This is a genomic window from Sphaerisporangium sp. NPDC004334 (genome assembly GCF_053602655.1).
In genome coordinates, this window is record NZ_JBSGDZ010000003.1 from 118,531 (window position 1) to 139,030 (window position 20,500).

Below are 20,500 nucleotides of genomic sequence, written 5' to 3' on the forward strand. Positions count from 1 at the left end.
CAGCTAAGGGTAACAAAGGGTCGAGGAGGGAGCATGCACGCGGACGAGGGGGATGAGCCCGGCGATCCGGGCCGCCTGCTTATCATCGGGGGCGCCGAGTGCCGCGGTTCCGGCCTGCTCGAGCGGTTCGTGGAGCTGTCTGGCGGCGAGGCGGCCCGCATCGTGCTGGTCACTACGGCCACCGAGGTGCCCGAGGAGGTGCACGCCGACTACGAGCGGGTGTTCCGCAAGCTCGGCGTGGACCACACCAGGGAACTGCGGCTGCGCGGGCGCTCCGACGCCGATGGCGACAACGCGGCCAAGCTCCTCGACGACGCCACGGGCGTGTTCTTCTCCGGCGGCGACCAGTCGCGGCTGCGCGCCCTGGTCGGCTCGCGGGCCAACGAGATCCTGCGCGACCGGCTGCGCGCAGGCGGCGCGGTCATCGCCGGGACCAGCGCCGGCGCCACCGCCATGGGCCGCACGATGATCCTCGGCGGCGAGGGCCCCGGCGTGTCCGCCGCCACGGTCCGTACCGGGCCCGGGCTCGGCCTGCTCCCGAAGGCCCTCATCATCGACATGCACTTCAGCGAGCGCGGCCGGCTCCCCCGGCTGCTCAGCGCCATGGCGCTCGACCTGGAGTACCTGGGCGTCGGCATCGGCGAGAACACCGGGATCCTGGTCGACGGCACCCGCTTCGAGGTGCTCGGCACCGGCGTGGCCACGGTGGCTGACGGGCGGAACGCCACGGTCATCCACGCCGCCGGGGACGAAGACCCGATCACCCTGTTCGGCGTCCGGCTGCACCTGCTGCCCGCCGGGTGCGTCTTCGACATCGCGACCCGCGAGGCCACCATCGGGCCTGCGCACGACCGGTACTGATCACCGCCGGCCCGCCCATCCGCCCAACCCTTGGGGAGTGTCACGTGCGTCTCGACGGCCTGCGTCACCTGAGCGGACCTAACTCATTCAGCACCCGGCCGGTCACCGTCGCGCGGCTCGAGCTCGAGGAGCTGACCGGCCGGAAGACCACCGAGTACCCGGGCTTCGCCGGCCGGCTGACCGCGGCCCTGCCCGGGCTGGCCGAGCACCACTGCGCGGCCGGGCGTCCGGGCGGGTTCCTGGAGGCGATGGCCCGGGGCACCTACTTCGGCCACGTCACCGAGCACGTGGCGCTGGAGCTGTCCAGCCTGGTGGGCCGCGACGTGCACCTGGGCCGGACCATGTGGGCCGGCGCCGACGGCCGCTACGACGTGATGACCGAGTGCCCGCAGGACGAGCCCGCGCAGTCCTCGGTGCCGGCCGAGCTGCTGGAACTGGCCATCACCACGGTCAAGCACATTCTTCTTGAACGCATCCCGGACCTGCCGCTCGAACTGGCCAGAATCGCTCGGGTCGTGGAGCGGGAACGCCTCGGCGTGAGCACGGCCGCGCTCGCGGGCGCCGCCCGCCGCCGGGGGATACCGGTCCGCCGGGTCGGCAAGCTGAGCATGCTACGGCTCGGCTACGGGCGCTATCGCCGGCTGGTGTGCGCCGCGCTGACCGAGCAGACGTCGGTGATCGGTGTGGACATCGCGGCCGACAAGATGCTGGCCAAGCAGCTGCTGACCGGCGCGGGCATCCCGGTGCCCGATGGGGTGGTGGCCTGGAGCGCGGCCGACGCCGCCGGGGCGCTGGGCCGGCTCGGGGGGCCGGTCGTGATCAAGCCGCTCCGCGGCAACCACGGTGCCAACGTGACCGTCGGCGTGACCACCGCCGCGGCCGCGGCCGCGGCCTACGCCCAAGCGGCGGCCGGCGGCGAGGGCGCGATCGTGGAGAAGTTCGTGCCCGGCACCGACTACCGGGTGCTGGTGGTCGACGGCCAGGTGGTGGCCGCGGCCGAGCTGCGGCCGGCTTCGGTGACCGGCGATGGCGCCTCCGACATCGCCCAACTCGTCGACGTGGTGAATGCCGACCCGCGCCGGGGCGAGGGCCACTCCCGAGAGCTGACCAAGATCAAACTGGACGAGCCCGCGCTCGCGCACCTGGAGGCCCAGGGTCTGGGCCCGGCGTCGGTCCCGGCCCGCGGCCGGCTCGTGACCCTGCGCCGGAACGCGAACCTGTCCACCGGCGGAACCAGCCGCGACGTGACCGACCTGGTGCACGAGGATGTGGCCCACGTGTGCCGCCGGGCCGCGGCAGTGGTCGGCCTGGACGTCTGCGGCATCGACGTGCGGCTGGCCGACATCGCGGCACCGATGCGGTGCGGCGGGGCCGGTCAGGGAGGGGTTGAGCCCGGGGCCGTGATCGAGATCAACGCGTGCCCGGGGCTGCGGATGCACCTGTCCCCGGCCGAGGGCGCGCCGCGGGACGTGGCCGGCGCGGTGATCGACAGCCTGTACCCGCCCGGCGCCCCATCTCGGGTCCCGGTCGTCGCGGTCACCGGGACCAACGGGAAGACCACGACGGTCCGCATGATCGGCCACATCCTGAGCAAGGCCGGGATGCGGGTGGGGATGTCCACCACGGACGGGGTCTACTCCGGCGGCCGGCTGGTCTACGACGCCGACGCCTCGGGTCCGCGGTGCGCGGACATGGTGCTCGACGACACCGGCATCGAGGCCGCGGTGCTGGAGACGGCGCGCGGCGGGATCATCCGCGGTGGGCTCGGCTACGACCAGGCCGACGTGGCCGTGGTCACCAACATCACCGCCGACCACCTGGGCGCGGACGGCGTAGAAGATCTCGACGACCTGGTCGAGGTGAAGGCGCTGGTCGCCGAGGAGGTTCGCGAGGGCGGGACCCTGGTGCTGAACGCCGACGACCCGGTGGTCGCCGCGCTCGCCGACCGGCCGCGGGTGCGCAGGCACGCGTCCGTGATCAGGTATTTCAGCCTGGTGAACGGCAACCCGGTCATCGAACGGCACCGGCAGGCGGGCGGCCTGGCCTACGAGCTTCGCAACGGCGAGCTGGTCGAGTTCGATGCGGATCGGGAGCGGGCGCTGCTCGGCGTGGTCGAGCTGCCCGGCGCGTTCGGCGGGCTCGCCCCGCACGTGATCGCGAACGCGCTGGCCGCGGTGGCGGCCTGCCGCGGGCTCGGGGTCAGCGCCAAGGACATCCGGCGCGCGCTGAGCACGTTCACGCCGGGCGAGTCGAACCCCGGGCGCGGCCACGTCTACCTGGTCGGCGGCGGCCCGGTGATCGTGGACTACGGCCACAACGCCTCCGCGCTCGACGCGACAGGCCGCATGATCAGCGATGTCTGGGGCGGCGAGCCCGTGGCCGCGATCACGCTGCCCAGCGACCGCCACGACGACCTGGTGGCCCGCTCGGCCGATGCCGTCGCCGCGTGGTTCGGCCGGGTCGTCGTCTACGAGGACGCCGACAAGCGCGGCCGCCGGCCCGGTGAGATGACCGGCCTGATCACCGCCGCTCTGCGCCGGGCCCGGCCCGGCATCGGCCTCGCCACCGCCGAAGGACCGCAGGCTGCCCTGCGCATCGCGGTCACGATGGCCGCCGGCCACCCGGTCCTGTTCCTCTACGAGAAGCTGGCCATGGCCCGCCAGGCCCTCGAGGCCCTGAGCGCCTGCCCCTGGCCCGTCGGCGCAGTCCCGCCCGCACCCGCCGACGCGGCCCCGCCTGCTCCTTCTATCGAGACGCCGGGTTGGTGTTGACACCGAGGATTCTCGGAACGCTTCGAGCCTGTGCCGCCGACTACAGGACATGGGGCTGACGACAACGGTGACGACAACGCCGGCCACGAGCACACCGCGGCAGCCGTCCACAGCCTTCTGGCCTCGTGTGGCCTTCGACCTTTCCTGAGCTGTGAGGCAAGGTCAGGCCGGCTTTGGCGGCGTCGAAAGTCGCGGCGTAAGCGGTTGACGAAGGAGTGCAGTTCCGGAGGGCGATGGTGCCAGGGTGTTGGCGAGGTGTTCGAGGTGGGTGACGACCTCGTCGAGGGGGGTGCGGGTGTCGATCTCGGTGGTGGCCGTGGCTCGTAGGAGGGGCTCGATGACGGCGAGGTGGTGCAGGATGAGGTTCCGCTCCTCGCTCCGTTTGCCGTAGGGGTTGTCGGTGCGTGCGGCGATCCTGGCCATCAGGACGTCGGCGGGCGCGCTGAGCAGGACGATGTGGTCGAACAGCGGATAAAACCGGCACTGGTTGGACTTGCAGCCGGCGACGAAGAGCCCGCCGTCGTCCGGCTCGGCCAGCAGCGCGCCGATGGCGTCATCCCGCCACACCCAGTCGGGCGACCCGTCCGGCATCGTCACCCAGTGGCTCCACTCTTCGGTGTCGGTGTCCACGACGCGATGGCCCCGCAGCCCGAGCCGCCGCAGCACGGTCGACTTGCCGGTACCCGACATGCCGGTGACCAAGACCTTCGCCATCCGGCCACGCTATCGGGCCGATGGTCGGTGGCCGATGGTCGGTGGAGGCGCCGGTTCTGTCGTACGCGTCGGTGGGTTGACGGGATGCGGGAGGTGCTCGGAGGATGTCGGGATGGTGTTACGGGCGGCCATCGCCGCGCTCATGGCAGCGGTCGCGATCGTGGCCGGTGGTCCGGCGGAGGCCGTGGCGGCCGCGCCTGTGGCCGAGGCTGTGGCGGCCGCGCCTGTGGTTCGTTATGTCGGCCTTGGTGCGTGCCTGCAGGATGATGGCGGGCGGCATCCGTGCGGGCCGTGGAAGGTGTGGCTGAGCAACGGCCGGGTCGTCGCGCTGCCTGAGGCGCGCAGGACCGTGGCGCCCGGCGAGTACGTGGCGCAGGCGGTCGTCGACGTGTCGCAGGACGGCGCACTGGTCGCGTACTTCCGTGAGCGCGACGGCGTGCTGATGATCTGGAAGGCCGCCACCGGCAAGGCACGTCCGATCCCCAAGGTGACCTGGCCGGACGATATGCAGATGAGCTGGCTGACCCTTTCGCCGGGCGGCCGGTTCGTCGGCCTGCGTGGCCTCCTGCCGTCCGGGCGCGAGGTGGAGCGGCTGGTGGACACGAGCAAGGGCAAGGCCTTCACGCTGCCCAAGGGGTACCAGTCGTGGGGGTTCAGCCCGGACGGAGGGCGCATGCTCGCCGGGAACAACCGCACGGCGGTGCTCTACGCGACCGGCACGTGGAAGGTGAAGCTGCGGCGATCGGTCTATACCCGGGGTGCCCTCGGCCCCGGCGGCGTCACCGTGGCGGGCATCCGGCCCAGTGACAGCGCTTCGCGGAAGAACGCGGTGCTCCTTCGCAACCTGGCCACCGGCAAGAAGAGCACCATCCCCTTCCTGCTCGGCAAGGGCGAGCGGCTTCTGGCGACCCGCTGGGACAAGGCCGGCCACGTCGATGTCCTGACCCGCGTCGACCGCGGGTCGGGCAGCCAGTACCGAAGGACGCACACCTGGTACCGGCTGGACCGCACGACACATCGGCTGCGGCGGCTGGACTCCTTCGTCATCCCCTCCTCGGTGGGAGGCTACGTCCTGACCGCTCCCTGAGCCTCGGCGGGAGGCCGCGTCGCGGCCTCGGCCCCGGCCGCGTCGCCAAAGAGGGGCGCCCAGGGTTTGTGTTCGCTGGTGTGCCGCCACGCGTACGGTGATGGGCGTCGAGCCGCCTCAGGAGTGCGGGGCGGGCGTCGGGCGCCATGGTTGGAAGGCGCCGGCCGTTCTCGGCAGGCAGCTCGCCAGTTCGGGGCAGTGGCGGAGGATGACACTGGTCATGCCGTTGCGTTCGACCCAGTCCATCCCCAGCGGTGTATAGATCTCCGGTCTGAAGTCGACCGTGAGGAAGCGATCACTCTGGAGTCGCCGGCTGGCCATGAGGATGAACAGGCGGAAGGCGGTGTCGCTGAAGCCGAATCCCTTGGGCGGGTTCTCGGCGAAGAGCCCGACCATCGTGTCGATCTCGTCGACCGTCCGGTACACGTCCTTGAGCCGCGCCAGCGTCTCCGGCTGGGACGTGAGGTCCTCGAACCACCGCAGGCGGGGCTTGTGCAGCCCCGCCCGGAAGTCGTTGTAGCGGGGGATGCCGCGTCGCCGGTCGCGTACGAGGTCGACGACGGACAGGTCGATCACCTCACCGCCCCGCTCGAAAGCCTGGAGCGCGCGCGGGAAGTTGTGCAGGGTGACCGCGCCCGGGTGGGCGATGCCGAACGAGTAGAGCGAGTTGGCCAGTCCGGTCCTGCGGATGACCGCCTCGGTCGCGCCGCCCTGGAGGTCGTTCAGCGTCAGGGTCTCCAGCCGCCGGCCGGAGGCATGGTCGGCGATATCGAAGTCGTCCGGGATCAGCGGGTGCATGCGGTAGATGGTGACGAACTCCTCGGTGAGGGAGTAGGGCACGTTGTGATGGTCGGGCAGGGTCTCGGGGATGCCGGTGAGGGCGTGCGCGTCGTACAGCCACAGGCCCAACTGGGTGAGCCAGTTCTTCGGAGGGCCGTACCAGTTGGCGCGCAACGCGGTGTCGATCAGGTCGGTGGCCAGGATCGACGGGGTCCACTCCACGGTATGAATCTTGGCGATGAGGGCGGAGATGACCAGCCGGGCGGTGTGGTAGACGCCGTCGTCGCTCATGTTGGGGTACTCGGCGCGCAGGGCCTGGCACACGGCGTTGTGCTCGCGGGCGAACAGGGTGTGCATCATGCTCAGACCGAGCCACCAGTTGTCCCTGAAGCCGGTGATGGGGGTGCCGTCGGCGTCGGACGGCAAATGGCCGCCGTCCAGGCGAAGTTCCGCGCCGCCGCCCGGTTCACGCAGTGACATGGCGACGGTCTCGTCCCCGCCGTAGACCTCCGAACCGTCCCACCAGTGCGACGCGCTGTTGGCGAACAGGATCGGCGGACGCGTGCCCTCGATGGAGGCGATCCCCTCGTTCTCGGCGAAGCGCATCACTTCTTCGAGCGGTCCTTCGGGGGTGTTGCGCCATCTCATGCCCGGCGGGAGCGGCACCTCCACGGTCTTGGTCCCGAGCGGATAGCGCTTGTGGTCGACCCAGTCGTGCACCTGGAACTGGATCCACGCGGCGGCGAGGATGTTCAGCGACCGTGCCGGTACGAAGGTGTCACGGTGGAGCAGCTCACGGCTGACGACGACCGGGTTGGGCGTGTCGAAGAGATCGGGGCGATGGACGGGTGCGAGGTTGCGGCCGAAGGCGGAGCCGACGCTGCCCATCGCCGGCGCCGACAGATCGTTGTGGCTGCCGTCGTAGCTGCGCCGGATCCGCAGCCGCTCATCGATGGGCGCGGGCACCGGCCGCGCTCGCGGCAGGGCCTGCCTGATGTCGGTGTCGATGAGGTTGTCCCGGCGCAGTCTCTGGCGCAGGGCATCGAGGTTGGCCAGGCCGAGCCCCAAAGGGAGCCGGTGCCAGGGTACGACTCGGTTCAGCAGGTCGAACGCGGCTCGTACGGGCACGGCGACCACGGTGTTGCGCCGCGGCACCGGCGTGACGAAGCGGTCACCCAGGCGATGGGCGCTGCTGGCCTCATAGGCGGCCTTGCGCGCGCGGTTGAGGTTGCCGAGGGGCCGGAACTCCTCTGTGGTGTTCCACGGATTGAACGCCAGATCGTCGACCCGCCGTTCCGCGGCACGCGCCTCGGCGGTCGCGGTGTCCTGACGGGGGATCGTCAGCGTGGCCACCGGGATGACGGGCGTGTCCTCCTCCCGCCAGTCGGCCGCGCCGTCCTCGATGGGCGTGCGCCTTGCGTCCACGTAGCGCTGCACGCACAGATGGAAGACGACGTCGGTGGTGGCCAGCCGCCTGGACAGCTCGTGGCGCAGGTAGTCGGGGTCGGTGCGCGACGCCGCGGGAGCCGGTGGCGCGTCCGTGGCGGGGCGGAGCTGGTAGCGCACCGGCCCCGACTCTCCCCACAGGATCGCGCTGCGGCTCCAGAACGTCTCGAGCGCCAGGCTGTGGACCGCGCGCCGGGTCCCCGCCTTCAGGTTCCGCCGCATGCGCGCGGCGCAGGACCAGCCGAGCGCCATGGGCAGCCTGACGTACCACGCGAACGCTTTGCGAGGCGCCGAGTTCGCGCCGGCCATGGCCCGCGCGAACGTGACAAGCTCCCGTGCGTTCCTGGCATGGGAGACCGGGAAGTTGGTCATGAGCAGGTCGTGAGCCTCGCCGGGACCTGCCAGGATCCGTAGCGCCGCACTGCGCAGATCGGGCTCGAAGTCCGGCCGGCGGGCGCCGCCGGCATTGGACAGCCGGACGATGACCGGATACTCGGCGCCAGGCTGGACGAAGCCGGCTCGCAGGTCGCCGGGAAGGTCGTCGCGGAAGACGAGCCTGGCGTTCTCGACGCCGAGGATCGTCTTGGCCTGGAAGGCCCGCGCGATATCGGCGGCGCCGGTGGCCTTCCTTGATCTCAGCTGCACCAGCATGAGGTCCCGGGCGAGCTTGTCGAATATCAGCCGTTCCGCCTCCGGAGTGCCGCCGACATAGCGCTCTTTCCACATGGCTTTCGGGGCCACGCCGGCGCGGTGTTCTCGTTTCTCGACCTTGCTCATACCGGCCCCCTTCCTCGGAGCTTCCTCGCCGGACACCTCAGCCGAAAAACGCCTGGCCGACAGCATTTTTCCGCTTCTTGTGCAAATTCCTACTATTACCGAGAAGACGGATTTCCCCTTAGTCGGCCGAGCCGACCGGTGAAGGGACCTCTGGGACGGACGGGTCCCACGGAAGCGGCTCGGTGATGTCGGGCCGGGCCGACCAGTCCAAGATCTGCGCCTCCATCTCCGCCTCCGAGTCGAAGCGCAGGGGCTCATAACACCCGAGCGGGAACAGCGTCGTTCGGATGGCGCAGCGATTGCAGAACGTGCACGGCCGGGCGGGAGCGTCTCTGCCCTGACGGAACAGCTCGACGAGGTCGGGGTTGGCCAGCAGCGGCCGGGCCATCGACACCAGGTCGCACGCACCGGAGCCGAGTGCCTCCTCGACCAGCGACCGTCTCTGGAACCCGCCGTTGGCGATCACCGGCAACCCGACCTCCTGCCGGAACCGCTGTGCGTCAGGGAGGTTGGCCGCTTCGCCGGTGGTCCATCCGATGCCCAGAATCCGGTCGAGCACCATCTTGGGCACCATGTTCAGAACCGCCGCCCGTACCGCCGCCTTGGCCGACAGGTGACGGGTGGAGTTGGCGAACTGCCGCACCTCGTCGACCGGGAACCGGCCAGGGGTCTCGCCCGGGTTGATGAAGCCGTAGCCGTTGCTCACGTGCAGGTAGCCGACGCCCAGGTCCCGCAGCCACCTGCCATAGCGCAGGTAGGTGCCGAGGTCGTTGCCCAGGAAGAACGCGCGCAGCGGCCTTGTGACCGGCCATCGGATGTCGACCGGCAGGTAGTTGCGGTCGCGGGCGGATATCCGCACCCCGACCAGGAAATCGTCGCCGACCTGCAGGCGCACCGCGCCGATGACCTCGCGCAGGAGCTGGAAGCGCTTCTCGACCGAGCCGCCGTATCGGTCCTGGCGGCGGTTGATGGCCGGGTTCAGGAACTGATGGATCAGATAGCCTTTCGACGCGGTGATCTCCACGCCATCGGCGCCGGCCTCCCGCACGCGCCGCGCCGCCTGCCCGAATTCGTGCACCGTCTGCTCGATGTCCGCGAGCGTCATCTCGGTCCGCCGGGTGCGGTAACCGAACAGCAGGTCGAAGCCCGGCGACGGGCCGTAGCCGTCCTGGGGCTGGCTGAACAGGCTGGTCTGGACGTGCGAGCCCCCGTCGCCGATCTGGATCACGTACTTGCAGCCCGTGGCGTGGATGGCGCTGATCGCCTCTCGCAGATGTGCGATGAACTTGTCGTGGCTGATCTGGGGATATTCAAGCGGTGACCACCGCACGGGGTTGACGTTCAGCGTGGCCGAGATGATCGCGGCCACGCCGTTCCGCGCGAAGCGCAGTTCGAAGTTCTTCCACGCGTTGCTGACCGTTCCGTCGTAGTACGCCGTCCTCCCCCCGATCGACGAGCGGATCACGCGGTTGTCGAAGGTGACGTCGCCGATCGTGAACGGTTCGAAGATCATGATTTCTCCCTCCGTCGTGCGGCTTCCCTGCCGCGACGACGTTCAGCGTCACGGTGCGTGCGGCTGACCGTCACTCCGGAGATAACGGAGAACCGCACGATCGCGGCGCCGACGCGTCAAGATCTGCTGCCAGAGGTAGGGGCCTTCGAATTCACCGGTCCCGAAGCCGGCGACCTGCGTCACTCCACGTGGCGAAAAAGGGCTGTGCCCGGCTGCCGAACAGTGGCGATGTCGGCAGACATGCCCGCCGTTCAGTGCAGGAAACCTCCGTGTGTCACGGTCGTGGATGTGCGGGGTGATATGGGCCGATGCGGCCTTGTGCGGGCCAATGCCGGTGCCGGCGTGAATCCCGATGATGAGCGTCCGTCCTTTTGCGGACTCTTGCAGGTATATATCTTATTTGTGGTGTTCTAGTGGTGCATTTCCGGGCATTCTGTGAGCGCATATAGGCGCGGGAGGTCGAGCCACATGGGGCACCGTGCGGACTTCGTGCAAGCGGGCTCGCTGGACGCGGACCCTCGGGAACCGACCGAAGTAGAGCGCGTGGTGCCGTTGCGGGACGCCACGAAGCGGGTGAAAGTGGCGCTCGCGAAGCTGGGCCTCACACCGGAGGTCAGTGACATGGGCTGGGACGGCGATCCCGCCGTCTGGTCCTGCCGGCTGCTCGACGGCGAGGGCGCCGCCCCGCCGATGGCCCAAGGGATGGGCAAGGGGCGGCCCGAGGCGGCGCGCACCGGCGCGCTGTTCGAGGCGCTGGAACACTATCTGACCGGCCCGGCCCTCTTCGATCCCGCGTCCCTGGAGCCGGTCGAGTCCGATCACATCGTCGCCGGGCCGCTGCGGCGTGAGGCCTGCGGCCTACTGCTGGCGCGCACACCCGGCAGCCGCCTGGCCTGCCACCGCTACCGTCCGCTGGGAACAGGACCGGACATCGCGGTGCCGCTGTTCCTGCGGGCGCCCTGGTTCGTCGAGACCCACGCCGGCCCGCTGCGTGAGCGGGCCGGAGACACCTGCGACTACGGCCACCTGATGCGCTACAGCTGCAACAGCGGTTCGGCCGTCGGCGTCACCGCCGCCGAGGCGCTGCTGCACGCCCTCAACGAGACCATCGAGCGTGACGCCCTCTCGCTGCTCCTGATACGGGCCTTTCTCGGCGAAGCCGGTCATCGCCCGGACGTGATCGACCCGGCCACTCTGCCGTGCGACCTGGCGCGCGCGTACGCGGCGGCCGAACGGCTCACCGGCTCATCGGTGCACCTGCTGGACATCACCAGTGATCTCGGCGTCCCCACCATGCTGGCCTACACCGCCCCGACCACTCGCCACCCGCATCGACGCGGGTGCGGCACCTCCCTCAGCGCCGCCTACGCCGCCTGGCGGGCCCTGAGCGAGCTGGTCCAGACGACCTTGGGTGAGACGCTCTCGCGGTCCGGCGCGCCACTGCGAGAGGGGCCGGCGTGGCACGCGGACTATCCGGAGCTGCGCGCCTGCGGGCGCTTCGACCTCACCGACCACCTGCGCGGCGCCCGGACGATCGCCTACGGCCGTGCCGGTGGCGTGCCCGGTCACCCCCGTGACCAGCTTCGCAAGCTGATCTCCACCCTGCTCGCGCACGGCCATGTCCCGTACCGGCGCGTCGTAGCGGTCCTGCCGGGGCAGATCGTCGCAGTGCACGTCATCGTGCCGGGCCTGGAACGCTTCATGCTGATCATCGATGGCAACCTGGTCCTGCCCGGTCCACGTGGGCAGGCCTTCGTGCGGCGGGACCACGCGGGCTGAGGCCGCCTCGATACCAGAGGTTTGCCGTGCGCATGGTGTGACACGCGAGTCTTTCCGCTTGATCAACCTTCTGGGGCGAAGTTCGCGGTTACTCCCGGCACCGGACACTTCGCATCATGGCATTAAGGGCACACGACCGCCCGGCCGTCACAGCCGAACGACCCTCGGGACGAGGGAGGAATCGTCATGACCGAACCCGGTATCCCACGGCTTCCGGCCCGCGATCTGTGCGGGACCATGCTCGTGCACCGCAGGCTGCTCAACGAGAGCATGACGTACCGCGCCCGGCGCGCGTTGATCGAGAACCGCGCTTTACAGTACGAGCGAGGACGGCTCGCCCCCGCGCGGACCGATGTGGTGACCATCCCGGTCGTCGTTCACGTGGTGCACAATCGGAGCGTTCCTGCGCAGAACATCGGGGACGAGCAGATCCACGGCCAGATCGCCGTCCTCAACCAGGACTTCCGGGCGGCCAACCCCGACGTGGCCGAGGTGCCGGACCCCTGGAAGCCGCTGGTCGCGGATGCCAAGATCGAGTTCCGCCTCGCCACCCAGGACCCGAACGGCGATCCGACGAACGGCATCGTCCGGACCGCCACCGGCGAGAGCGACTTCAGCTGGGACGACGCCGTGAAAGCGAACGCCACCGGCGGTTCGGACCCCTGGCCGAGCGACCGGTACCTGAACGTGTGGGTCTGTCAGCTTCGAGGAGGTCTGCTTGGCTACGCCCAGTTTCCCGGCGGCCCGCCGCAGACCGACGGGGTCGTCATCCTGCACTCCGCCTTTGGGACGACCGGTACCGCGGCGCCGCCCTTCGACCGTGGCCGTACCGCCACACACGAGATCGGCCACTGGCTGAACCTCTACCACATCTGGGGCGATGACGACGGCGCGTGCACCAGCGACGACAAGGTCGACGACACGCCCAACCAGGCCGACTCGAACCAGGGAACGCCGCGTTTCCCGCGCATCACCTGCGACAACGGGCCCAACGGCGACATGTTCGTGAACTACATGGACTACACCGACGACGCGGCCATGTTCATGTTCACCCGCGGCCAGGCCACCCGGATGAACGCCTGCCTGGACGGCGAGCGGGCATCCTTCCTCGTCGCGCCGGTGCGGCGCGCGCCCGCCGCAGCCGCCAGTAGGGCGGTGCCCGAGATGCGGCGGCCGGGCCACAACGGTGAGGTGGAGCGGCTGCTGCACGACAGCGAGCGGCTGACCGCGGAGGTCCTCGACGACATCCGCGTCGCCCTCGGCATGGTCAGCGACCGGCCGGGCGAGTGAAGGAGGCATCGCGATCATTCAAGGGGCGGCGGTGAGCGGGACGCCGCCGGACATCGTCGGCGCCTGGCTCCATTCCTACGAGGAGGACACCGAGACCACCTCGGTCTACCGCACACAGGGCTACCCGTTCCCTCCTTCCCGGCGGCCACGACGGGGCCTGGAGTTCCGGGCGGACGGGACGTTCGTCGCGCTTCTTCCCGGCTCGGCCGACCGCCCACGAGAGGTGAAGGGCCGCTGGGAGCGCCAGGAGGGTGGCCGGGTGCGCATCTCGTTCCCCGAGAGCGACCGCACGCCGTTCGAGGTCACCGTGCTCTCCTGCGCGGGAGGCGTGCTGACCATCGAGAGATGAAGCGGGACGACCGGTCGGCCCGCGAGCGTCAGGGATCCGGATCGGAGCGTGCGTTGACATGGACATACCTCACGAGGTGCGGACGAAGGGCTTGGAGCACGCCCGCGCCGCCGCCGAACGGTATCGCCGGAGCGGCGCCGTACGAGACGAGGTCCACCGCCGGCAGGAGCAGGGTGACGCCTTCCCCGACTCTCCGGAGTCGCTCGCGGCCCGCGCCGCCCGCCTCATCCAGCGGCAAGGGGTGCCGGTGGAGGCGGTCATGGAGGCCACGCGGGCCGCGTCCCTGGACCGGCCCTCCATGCACGAACGCATCCTGGGAGTGGCCAAGGACCTGCAGGCATGGAGCTTCCTGCCGCGCGGAGCCCGTGCGGCGCGGACCGTCGGCAGGATCTCGGTCAGCGAGAACGGCCGAGAGCTGCCGATCGGCACCGGCTTCCTGGTCTCGCCGCGACTCCTGCTGACCAACCACCACGTGTTCCCTCGGATCGAGGCCGCACGGCAGGCCTTCGTGGAGTTCGACGCCCAGGTCAGCGTCGACAACACCCCTGAATCGGCCAAGCGGTTCACTCTGGACCCCGACACCCTCTTCGTCGCCGACCAGGACCTCGACTACGCCCTGGTCATGGTGAACGCCGACACGCCCGGCCGGCCGGTGGGGGAGACGTTCGGCTGGAACAGGCTCAGTGCCCAGCTGGGAAAGCTGGTCCTCGGCGAACCGGTCAACATCGTGGGTCACCCCAGCGGCCGGCTGAAGGAGATCTCCATCCGCGAGAACAGCCTGGAGGTCCGGCTCGACGCCTTCCTGCAGTACAGGACCGACACCGAGCCCGGCAGCTCCGGCTCGCCCGTCTACAACGACCAGTGGGAGGTCGCGGCGTTGCATCATGGCGGCGTGCCCAGGACCGACGAGCAGGGCCGCATATTGCGGCGAGACGGCCAGGTCTGGCAATCCGGTGACGGTGACGACGCCGTCGACTGGATCTCCAACGAAGGCGTCCGCATCAGCGCCATCCTCAAGCATCTGGCCTCGCTGCCACTCGATGACACTCGCAGAAGCTTCCTGGCGGAGATGGGCCCGGAGTCCGGGTTGGGGGACGGCGTCACCTCGGGGTCGAGGTCGGGGGACGGCGTCGCTCCGGGGCCGGGACTGAGGGACGACGTCGCCCGGCGACCGGCCGTCGCGGAGCAGGAGCCTGCCCCCGTGCGCTCGGTTGACGGTCCGGCCGGCGAGACCGCCCCTCGTCCCGGACGGTCCCCCGCGGCCGCGGCCCGCACCGGTCTGCCCGCCCGTGCCACCGCGTTCGGAGGCGACCTCCACCTGGTCTTCGTCCACGGCCGCGGCCAGCAAGGACGCGACCCCGAGCGCCTGCGCCGATATTGGACCGCCGGCTTGAACTGCGGGCTCACCCGCGCCGGACTGCCCACCATCGAACCGGCGGACGTCTGCTTCCCCTTCTACGGGGATCGGCTCGCCGAGGCCATGCGGCCGATCAAAACCGCGCCGTGTTCACTGGAGGAGCTCGTCGCCGATCCGGTCACGGCGACCGCTCCGAACTCCGGAACCGCACGGGCGCTGTACGAACAGTTGATCACCGATGCCGCGTCCCGCGCCGGCATGCCCGTGGCACGGCCGATCCCCGAGGAGGGGGTGACCGACGCCGTCCATCAAGGGCTGAGCTGGCTGGCCGCCGTCACCGATCTGGACCGGCTGGCCATTGCCGCGATCTTCGGAGACGTCGCCGCCTACCTCGACGACCAGCGGGTCCGCGAGGCGGTCCTGGACTGCGTGTCGCAGACGATGCCACAGAGCGGCCGGGTGCTCCTGGTCAGCCACAGCCTGGGCACGGTCGTCGCGGTGGACCTGCTCACCCGCCTGGACGCGAAGGCGGACGTCGAGCTGCTGGTCACGCTCGGCAGCCCGCTCGGCATGGACGGCGTCCACCGCCGCCTGCTCATCGGCGGGCCCGAACGCCTCGACCGGGTGGCCCGCTGGTTCAACGCCTGGTGCCCGACCGACCCCGTCACCATCGGCTGCCCGCTCGGTGACGACTGGCACGGAGAGCCGGTCGAGATCTCCGTCACCAATCCGGCCGAGCGGGTGCACGACGTCGAGGAGTATCTGACTCATCCCGAGGTCGCCCACGAGATCGGCGGCGTGCTCACCGGCCGCACCCAGGTCGCGGCCGGTTGAGCGCACCTTCGCCAGGCGGTCGCCTACCGAGGGTCAGGTGACCGCCTGTCGCCTTCCATGGGTCAGCACACGATGAAGATGCTCTGCCAGCCGACGGGCGTCCGCTGCTCGGCGTTGCGGTTGGACGCCAGCTCGAAGTGCATCACACCCTGCGTGTCGGGCTGGTTGTACATCCGGCCGCTCTGGCCGTCGCCGTACCACTTGTAGGACCCGTGGAAGGGGATGTTGGACGGGCCGCACCGGTCGATGACCACCGACCGGCCGGTGAAGCCGGGTCCCTCGTAGGCCACGTACTGCGAGGCGTAGGCGGCGCCGCCCATGACCGCGACCATGGCGGCGGACATGACGGGGACAAGGGCGATTCGCTTCACGATGTTCCTCCCGGTGATCTCAGTTCTTTACCAGGAGTATGCATACCGTAACGTTAGGTGGCCGAAACATGCCGCGCAGGGAGAAAGGAAGGGGCCGAAGGATGTGCCAGGGCCCGGGATCGGTCGTCCTCGCGGCTTCCCGTGGCCGGTGCGGACGCTGCTCCTCCGCCCTCGTGCTCCCTTCCTTGGCCGAGATCCGCCCACAACGCCATAGCCCGGACAGGGGCCGCAGTACGACGGCGGCAATACGGTTACGGCCTTGTCCGGACAGCCCCATGGGCGTGACGAACCTGGCCCGATACGGCCGTCAGAATGCGATTTCCGTTGTCATGGTCCGGCGGAACAGTGGCACCGCCTGGTTCACCCGATGGCACGACCTCGGGAGCGATGATGGTGCGCAGGAGTTCGCCGCTGATCGCGGCACGCTGGTCGGGTTCGAGATCCTTCATCTCGTTGATGAGCCGTTCGACCGCGAGGTAACGAGAGAACTTCACGGGCTGGTCAAAGTAGGTATGCAGTTGGCCGGCTGCATTCTCCTGCGAGCGCAGGAAGGTGCGCCCGATGTAGGCCGCGAGCGCTGCCGAGACCCCCCCGAGTGCGGCGACGACGCCTGCCTCATGTGGGTTCTTCGCTGCAAACCCCACGGCGATCAGCAGTACCAAGAACCCTGCCCCAGCGGCGACCTGGGCAGCTCGGAAGCTTTGCCGCGCATGGTCGGTGGCGAGTTTGTGGTAGAAGTTCATCCGCGACTGGGTCGCCGTCCACAGCGGCGAAAGTTCGAGATGCCCTTTTCCTAAGGGCGCCTCCGCGGCCCGGAGCTCCTGCAGCGCCTGCTCTGTCTGCTGGATCTTTTCTTGCCTATGCCACGACAAGATTCTTGCAGCTATGCCGGAAAGTGCGAGCAGAGACACCCATAGGCAGATCCTTACGTTAAGGGACGTAGTCGCCGATATGACTAGGTCTGTGACGGTCATCGAAAAAACGAAGATCGATAGGCCTGCGACGATCGGTAGCAGCGGCAGAGTGACCTGCCCACTAAAAGGGTCGCTACGCGAAGCATCGTGCGTTCTTATATCATCCATACCATCAAGGTAACCAACGTGATCGGGGGTACGTACAGTAGAAGGTCCTGAACGATCCGGTAGAGTTTTATTTCATGCGACTTTGCCGATGGCCACGCTCGCCTTAAGGCGCTTCGACGACAACCAATCGAGCTCGTGCCGAAGAGGCCGCACGTAGAACCGCCACTTCACCTCCATGCCCGGCCGACCCCCACCGCTCAGAGGCGTGCGCCGGAACGGTCGGCCCGCCGGGTGGGGATCAGGTTTTGCCGGAGTCCTTGACGGGCATCACGAACGCACCTGGAGGTGAACACCATGGGAAAAAATCTAGACTTTTTTACATCGGAATCGCTGGACAGGAGCAGCCAGGAGCTGACGGATGCCGAACGTGAGCGGCTGGAAGAACTGCTTCGCGGCGCGGTGTCCCAAAACGCAGGAAAATAAATAGTACGAGTTGACGGCCGCCGTTCACCGGTCGACCAAGACGCGACTTCAACCGTCGAGGCGCACGGTGACGGTGACGCGGCCCTTCTCGTCGCATCGGGCCACCGCGTGCCCCGGGCGGTCGGTCTCGTCAAGGTGGAGGGAGACGGGGCCGCCCTCGTCCAGGAAGTTGCGCCACCACGTCTTGCGTTCGGGGATTTGGACGCCGATCGTGACGACATCGTCCGTGCGCCGGTAGCCGACGGGGGTGCTGAAGGTGCGCCCCGAGCGTCGTCCCGTGTAGGTGACGATCGTGAGGCGGCTGCTCACCAGCCGGCCCCATCGAGGGGAGGAGTGCAGCGCGCTCACGCAGGCGTTGGCGCGGCCGATCATGCGCTTCGGAAGCGGCCCTTTGTACTCCACGAGACCTCCGTGACAGCGGCGCCCATAACGGTGCATGGACAGGTATCTCCGGTTGCCGGTGACGCTAGCACTGGACGGGCTGCGTGCCGACCGCGCGCCGACCTGGCCCGGCCCTTGCCACCGCCCGCCCCGCTCAGCTTGCGCGATGTCCTGCGCCCGTCACCGGTGAGCTCTATACGGGCCGGCCTCCGCTCAGCCGCACACGCCGGGGAGGGCGCAGACCTTCGTGGTCATCTCCCTCGCCTGGCCGGTGAGCTGGTTCTGTAAGGAGGCCGGGTCCTCTGGGACCTCGTCGGAGGTGTAGAGGAACAGGGCGGCGCCCCGGCGGGCGACGATCCACAGGCGGCCGGGTTCGCGCCGGCGCGTGCCGTTACGTACCAAGTACCGTCCGACCACCATGGCCTCATCTCCGAGGCGTAACAGCCTGCCCGCGTAGTCCACCTTGGAGCTCGCCGGGGAGCCCTTCCGGGGGCACGTTCTCACCTCGCTCCGCAGCTCGCGGAACGCGTCGTGCGCGGACACGGCGGTCCGGTACAGCACGAGCTGTTCGCTCTCGTAGCCAGGCCCGCTGTTCAGGTGGGTGATGGTGCGCATGGCGACGCGGCCGTCGTAGGAGGTCCGCCTGGCCTCGCAGGGGTTGAGCTCCAACCGCCAGGAGGTGCTGTCGCTGACCTTCCACCAGTCCTCCCGCGTCGTCCCGGACGGGCGCGTCGCGCCCGCCCGGGACTCGGTCAGCAGGAACCCCTTGGGGATCGCCGCCGCCTCCGCCCCGTCCAGGCCGCACCCCGCCAGCAACGACAACACCAACGGCACCGTCATCATCACCCGTCTGGTCACATGCCATGAGACGCCCGTGACCGGCTGGGAGTTCACCGGGAGCGGGCTCCCGGGCTTGATCGCCGGTTCTGACCCCGAACCGCGGCTCGCGTTCGTCACCTAGGGTGAACGGTCGCGCACGGCAACAGCCACGCACGACGAGCGGTCACGCACGTGAGCGGTCACCGGCTGTCGGCGGTCGCGTCTCGTGAGCACAGGCGCGGGACGGCGGTCATGGGGACGTCCTCGGTGAGGCTGCGGAGCAGCAGGGCCTCGATGCCGAGCAGCATCGTCCTCGCGGTCTCCCGCGGCAGGTAGGCGGTGTCGATGATGAGGCTGAGCTGGCCGGTGTCCGCCGCCGTCCCCACGGTGAAGAAGACCTTGAACCGGACACCCGGCCAGGCGTTGGTGACGTACGTGCGGGTCTTACCGGCCAGGACTGACAGATCCTCCTCCTCGGAGGCGGACCTCGGCAGCGAGGGCCAGGTGCCGATGCCCCGGCGGTCGTTGAAGAACGCGTCCAGGTCCGGTTCCCTGCCCCGGCGCCGGCCGATCTCCTCGCGCATCGCCTGCATCGCGAACGGGTCGTACCGCGCGTTCCGGTAGGCGCCCTGCGCGGTGGCGTGCGCGGCCCGGCAGGCGGCGGTGAAGTCGGTCGGCGGCAGGTCGAGCACGAACAGCGCGTCCTGGCCGACGGTGCCGACCATGGTGCGGGTGCGGGCGTCGCGGCGGTTGCTGTGGACGAGCTGCATGACCGCCCTCGGGCGCCCGCTGACCACCGCCAGGACGGTCGCGCAGGCCGCGAGCAGGACGCTGGTCGTGCTGACCGTCCAGCGGGCGGCCAGTCTCGTGGCCGCGGCGGCGAGCGCGACCGACTCCATGCCGACCTCGATGAACCTCGGGTCCTCCGGCTCGCCGGGGTCGTGGTCGAACACCTCCAGGGGCACCTCTTCGAGGATCGAGCGCCAGTACTCGATCGACCTGCGGGAGTGGGCCTGCCAGGACTCCTCGCTCTCCAGACCGGCCTGGTCCATCGGCTGCCAGCCGGCCGGCGGCAGGTCCTCGCCCTTGAGCAGCGCCTTCCACTCCTCGGTCAGCAGGCTCAGAGCCTGGTAGTCCACCGCCAGGTGCGAGAAGCTGAACGCCAGCGCGAACGGCCGGCCGCCTTTGAGCACGGCCGCGCAGCGCAGCGGCAGTTCCTCGTCGTGCGCGAACGCGGTGGCGCTCATCTCCGCGCCGAGGCGCTCGGCCACCCGCAGCCCGCGCTCCGCGCCCGCCTCGACCAGGTCGACGGTCAGCTCGCCTTCGCGCGCCACCCGCTGCACCGGGCCGTCCGGCGTGGCGGCGAAGGTGGTGCGCAGGCTCTCGTGGCGTCCGAGCAGCACGCGCAGCGCGGCCAGCACGGCGTCCAGGTCGCGTCTGCCGTAGACGGGGAGCACCCAGGGGCAGTTGAGGTAGGACTGGCTGTCGCCCATCAGGTGGACGGCCCGCCACATCAGCCGCTGCCCCCAGGTCAGCGCCGCCTCGCCGCCGCGCTCACCGTGGAACGGCACCGTCACGGACCCGGTCACCGCCCCGCTCACGCCCCCGGTCGCGGGCCCGGTCACCGTGGCCGTCCGGCCGGACGGTTTCGGCGGGCGAAGGGGCCGGTCGCTGTGGCCGTCACGCCGCGCCGTCCTCGCGGAGCCGCGCGCTGCGCGGGCGCATGTCGGTCCAGATCTCTTCGATGTGGCTCAGGCACTCCTCCTTGCCGCCGGTGAACCCCTCGGCCCGCCACCCGGCGGCAAGCTCCCGGTCGAGGGGCCACAGCGAGTACTGGTCCTCGTCGTTGACGACCACCTGGTGCAT

The 20,500-nt window shown here is 69.8% G+C and carries 17 protein-coding genes; 8 read left to right on the forward strand and 9 right to left on the reverse strand.

All coding sequences use genetic code 11. The features are described from left to right. Positions 1-33: 33 nt before the first annotated feature. Together ACWEN6_RS04215 and cphA are read left to right on the forward strand one after the other, a co-directional pair. Entirely contained in the window at positions 34-861 is an 828-nt protein-coding gene (locus ACWEN6_RS04215) for a cyanophycinase (protein WP_452568881.1), read from the forward strand. 44 nt (positions 862-905) lie between these two features. Next, complete coding sequence (gene cphA / locus ACWEN6_RS04220; protein ID WP_452568882.1) at positions 906-3,632, forward strand: cyanophycin synthetase; 2,727 nt, start codon at positions 906-908, stop codon at positions 3,630-3,632. A gap of 162 nt (positions 3,633-3,794) precedes the next feature. On the opposite strand, the gene ACWEN6_RS04225 is transcribed toward cphA, so the two are convergent. Beyond that, positions 3,795-4,346: an AAA family ATPase gene (locus tag ACWEN6_RS04225; RefSeq protein ID WP_452568883.1), complete on the reverse strand. Its 552-nt coding sequence runs from the start codon at positions 4,344-4,346 to the stop codon at positions 3,795-3,797. 112 nt (positions 4,347-4,458) lie between these two features. Here ACWEN6_RS04225 and ACWEN6_RS04230 point away from each other — a divergent pair, with 112 nt between their 5' ends. Further along, on the forward strand, positions 4,459-5,433 hold the full coding sequence (locus ACWEN6_RS04230) for a hypothetical protein (protein WP_452568884.1): 975 nt from the start codon (positions 4,459-4,461) through the stop codon (positions 5,431-5,433). Between the two features lie 117 nt (positions 5,434-5,550). On the opposite strand, the gene ACWEN6_RS04235 is transcribed toward ACWEN6_RS04230, so the two are convergent. Together ACWEN6_RS04235 and ACWEN6_RS04240 are read right to left on the reverse strand one after the other, a co-directional pair. Continuing rightward, the gene (locus ACWEN6_RS04235) at positions 5,551-8,436 is read right to left on the reverse strand and encodes a peroxidase family protein (protein WP_452568885.1); all 2,886 of its coding nucleotides are present in this window, start codon (positions 8,434-8,436) and stop codon (positions 5,551-5,553) included. Between the two features lie 118 nt (positions 8,437-8,554). Beyond that, positions 8,555-9,949 (reverse strand): oxidoreductase, encoded by a 1,395-nt coding sequence (locus ACWEN6_RS04240; RefSeq protein WP_452568886.1) that lies wholly within the window; start codon positions 9,947-9,949, stop codon positions 8,555-8,557. A gap of 57 nt (positions 9,950-10,006) precedes the next feature. On the opposite strand from ACWEN6_RS04240, the gene ACWEN6_RS04245 reads away from it, so the two are divergent. From ACWEN6_RS04245 to ACWEN6_RS04265, 5 genes are all read left to right on the forward strand, one after another. After that, positions 10,007-10,363, forward strand: coding sequence for a hypothetical protein (locus ACWEN6_RS04245; protein WP_452568887.1), 357 nt, complete (start codon positions 10,007-10,009; stop codon positions 10,361-10,363). Between the two features lie 54 nt (positions 10,364-10,417). Further along, positions 10,418-11,728: a YcaO-like family protein gene (locus ACWEN6_RS04250; protein ID WP_452568888.1), complete on the forward strand. Its 1,311-nt coding sequence runs from the start codon at positions 10,418-10,420 to the stop codon at positions 11,726-11,728. A gap of 186 nt (positions 11,729-11,914) precedes the next feature. Beyond that, the gene (locus ACWEN6_RS04255) at positions 11,915-13,018 is read left to right on the forward strand and encodes a zinc metalloprotease (protein WP_452568889.1); all 1,104 of its coding nucleotides are present in this window, start codon (positions 11,915-11,917) and stop codon (positions 13,016-13,018) included. 31 nt (positions 13,019-13,049) lie between these two features. Continuing rightward, on the forward strand, positions 13,050-13,367 hold the full coding sequence (locus ACWEN6_RS04260; protein WP_452568890.1) for a hypothetical protein: 318 nt from the start codon (positions 13,050-13,052) through the stop codon (positions 13,365-13,367). A 58-nt stretch (positions 13,368-13,425) separates the two neighbouring features. Next, a complete protein-coding gene (locus ACWEN6_RS04265) occupies positions 13,426-15,558 on the forward strand; it encodes a trypsin-like peptidase domain-containing protein (RefSeq protein ID WP_452568891.1) in 2,133 nt (710 codons plus the stop codon). A gap of 62 nt (positions 15,559-15,620) precedes the next feature. Here the strand turns inward: ACWEN6_RS04265 and ACWEN6_RS04270 are convergent, their stop codons facing one another. The 6 genes from ACWEN6_RS04270 to ACWEN6_RS04295 all read right to left on the reverse strand — a co-directional run bounded on the left by ACWEN6_RS04270 (position 15,621) and on the right by ACWEN6_RS04295 (position 20,500). Further along, positions 15,621-15,929, reverse strand: coding sequence for a MiAMP1 family antimicrobial peptide (locus tag ACWEN6_RS04270; protein ID WP_452568892.1), 309 nt, complete (start codon positions 15,927-15,929; stop codon positions 15,621-15,623). A gap of 251 nt (positions 15,930-16,180) precedes the next feature. Next, positions 16,181-16,840: a TRADD-N-associated membrane domain-containing protein gene (locus ACWEN6_RS04275; protein WP_452568893.1), complete on the reverse strand. Its 660-nt coding sequence runs from the start codon at positions 16,838-16,840 to the stop codon at positions 16,181-16,183. Positions 16,841-17,482: 642 nt separating this feature from the next. Next, a complete protein-coding gene (locus tag ACWEN6_RS04280) occupies positions 17,483-17,836 on the reverse strand; it encodes a nitroreductase/quinone reductase family protein (protein WP_452568894.1) in 354 nt (117 codons plus the stop codon). A gap of 192 nt (positions 17,837-18,028) precedes the next feature. After that, positions 18,029-18,640 carry a hypothetical protein gene (locus tag ACWEN6_RS04285; protein WP_452568895.1) on the reverse strand — a complete coding sequence of 204 codons (612 nt, stop codon included), beginning with the start codon at positions 18,638-18,640 and terminating at the stop codon, positions 18,029-18,031. 194 nt (positions 18,641-18,834) lie between these two features. After that, the gene (locus tag ACWEN6_RS04290; protein ID WP_452568896.1) at positions 18,835-20,223 is read right to left on the reverse strand and encodes a condensation domain-containing protein; all 1,389 of its coding nucleotides are present in this window, start codon (positions 20,221-20,223) and stop codon (positions 18,835-18,837) included. A 91-nt stretch (positions 20,224-20,314) separates the two neighbouring features. Further along, positions 20,315-20,500, reverse strand: a complete 186-nt coding sequence (locus ACWEN6_RS04295; RefSeq protein WP_452568897.1) for an MbtH family protein — start codon at positions 20,498-20,500, stop codon at positions 20,315-20,317.

Excerpts from the sequence above, each read along its gene's own strand:
- ACWEN6_RS04255 (WP_452568889.1), top strand. The coding sequence starts at position 11,915 with ATGACCGAACCCGGTATCCCACGGCTTCCGGCCCGCGATCTGTGCGGG.
- ACWEN6_RS04235 (WP_452568885.1), bottom strand. The coding sequence starts at position 8,436 with ATGAGCAAGGTCGAGAAACGAGAACACCGCGCCGGCGTGGCCCCGAAA.
- ACWEN6_RS04295 (WP_452568897.1), bottom strand. The coding sequence starts at position 20,500 with ATGCACCAGGTGGTCGTCAACGACGAGGACCAGTACTCGCTGTGGCCC.
- ACWEN6_RS04225 (WP_452568883.1), bottom strand. The coding sequence starts at position 4,346 with ATGGCGAAGGTCTTGGTCACCGGCATGTCGGGTACCGGCAAGTCGACC.
- ACWEN6_RS04265 (WP_452568891.1), top strand. The coding sequence starts at position 13,426 with ATGGACATACCTCACGAGGTGCGGACGAAGGGCTTGGAGCACGCCCGC.
- ACWEN6_RS04230 (WP_452568884.1), top strand. The coding sequence starts at position 4,459 with ATGGTGTTACGGGCGGCCATCGCCGCGCTCATGGCAGCGGTCGCGATC.
- ACWEN6_RS04215 (WP_452568881.1), top strand. The coding sequence starts at position 34 with ATGCACGCGGACGAGGGGGATGAGCCCGGCGATCCGGGCCGCCTGCTT.
- ACWEN6_RS04240 (WP_452568886.1), bottom strand. The coding sequence starts at position 9,949 with ATGATCTTCGAACCGTTCACGATCGGCGACGTCACCTTCGACAACCGC.
- ACWEN6_RS04250 (WP_452568888.1), top strand. The coding sequence starts at position 10,418 with ATGGGGCACCGTGCGGACTTCGTGCAAGCGGGCTCGCTGGACGCGGAC.